General features: G+C 38.4%; 3 protein-coding genes. All 3 read left to right on the top strand.

The window, feature by feature from the left end; all coding sequences use genetic code 11:
* The coding region (locus WA010_RS08055) for a cation:proton antiporter (protein ID WP_422556614.1) at window positions 1-348 on the top strand (348 nt) is incomplete at its 5' end.
* A 104-nt stretch (window positions 349-452) separates the two neighbouring features.
* Window positions 453-1,226: a flagellar motor stator protein MotA gene (gene motA / locus WA010_RS08050; RefSeq protein WP_422556613.1), complete on the top strand. Its 774-nt coding sequence runs from the start codon at window positions 453-455 to the stop codon at window positions 1,224-1,226.
* Between the two features lie 11 nt (window positions 1,227-1,237).
* On the top strand, window positions 1,238-1,528 hold a 291-nt coding region (locus WA010_RS08045), incomplete at its 3' end, for a flagellar motor protein MotB (protein ID WP_422556612.1).

The raw sequence follows: 1,528 nt of genomic DNA, 5'->3' as shown, positions 1-1,528 counted from the left end.
TTGGTTCCTATTTTTTTTATTCATGTCGGGTCTACTTTAGCGTTAGATGCCTTTACTGATACAAAAATTTTGGAATTGGCATTTTTTATTGCAGCAGCTATTATCGGAATTCGACTATTGAGTTCATTAGTCGCCTACAGCGGCTATTTAGGGCTAAAAAATACTATTTTATTTTCATTGAGTGACTCAATGCCGTTGACATTTACGGTAGCTATTGCAACACTGGGATATGAGGCAGATGCCATTACCCATAATGAATATTATGCATTTATTGTTGCGAGTATGGGAAGCGGAATTTTTTTGATGCTTTTGATTAAAATATTGTATACTTTGTTTAATAAAAAATAGAAAATTCGGCACTGATTTTAGTGAAAACAAGGTACAATTAAAATAATTCCAATAATGGTAATTACAGGGACGTGTCATAATTACTTAAGACGAGAAGGAGTCACGTGGATTTAACGGTTATTTTAGGGATTCTAGGAGCTATCGCATCGATTTCTACTGGAGATATTCTCGATGGCGGAAATCCTGTTCATATTATTCACTTGGCTTCATTGATTGTTATTTTTCCGACGGCGATGGCAGCTGCAGCTGTTGCGACGGATGGTGAATATGTGAGAGGTGCTTTTAAAAATCTTGGACCAATTGTTTTTAAAAAAAGCTCGGTTGATTTACATGCACGAATTAAAGAGATTATTGAATTATCAACTCAAGCACGTCGTGATGGTCTTTTGTCATTGGAGCAAAAAGTTGCACAGATTGAAAATCCATTTTTAAAACAAGGCTTAAGTATGGCAATCGATGGGAATGAAGTCGATACCATTGTTGAAACCTTAGAATTAGTCATAGAAGAGACGGAACATTATTATCACGGATGCGGGCATTACTGGGTATTGGCAGGAGAAACTTCACCCGTTATGGGGCTAATTGGAGCGGTTCTTGGGCTTATTTTAGCACTTAAGAAACTGGATAACCCTGCAGAAATGGCTGCGGGTATTGCAGGGGCATTTACGGCGACTGTTACGGGTATTTTTTCATCCTATGTTCTATTAGGACCATTTGGACGAAAAATGATTGCAAAATCACACCATATCGTCAAAGAACAGAAGCTTATGTTGGAAGGTATCGTTGGAATTGTTCATGGGGATAATCCTCGGACATTGGAAGCAAAATTACTCAATTTTCTCTCTCCGGCAGAAGAGAAGCACAGCCAATTTAACTGATGAGTTATTAAATGGGTAAAAAACATAAGTGTAAAAAGTGTCCAGAGTGTGAAGCCGGTGAAAAATGGGCAGTTCCTACCGCTGACTTTTTCAGTTTACTCTTGGCTCTCTTTATTGCTCTTTATGCGATTGCATCGGTTAATAAAGAAAAGTTAAAAGCGGTCAAAGAAGAGTTCGTCAAAATTTACGATTATGCACCGGTAGCAGAGCGTATCAACCCAGTCAAGGAGATGGTACCTGAAAATGAAACTTCTGATCCTGATGCCAGTGGGAACCCGAGCGGTAAATCATTAGTGGAAGAG

It is taken from the genome of Sulfuricurvum sp. (assembly GCF_049305995.1).
Lineage (GTDB): Bacteria > Campylobacterota > Campylobacteria > Campylobacterales > Sulfurimonadaceae > Sulfuricurvum.
Note: the sequence above shows the minus strand (reverse complement) of the source record. Positions and strands in the feature narration are given on the sequence as shown.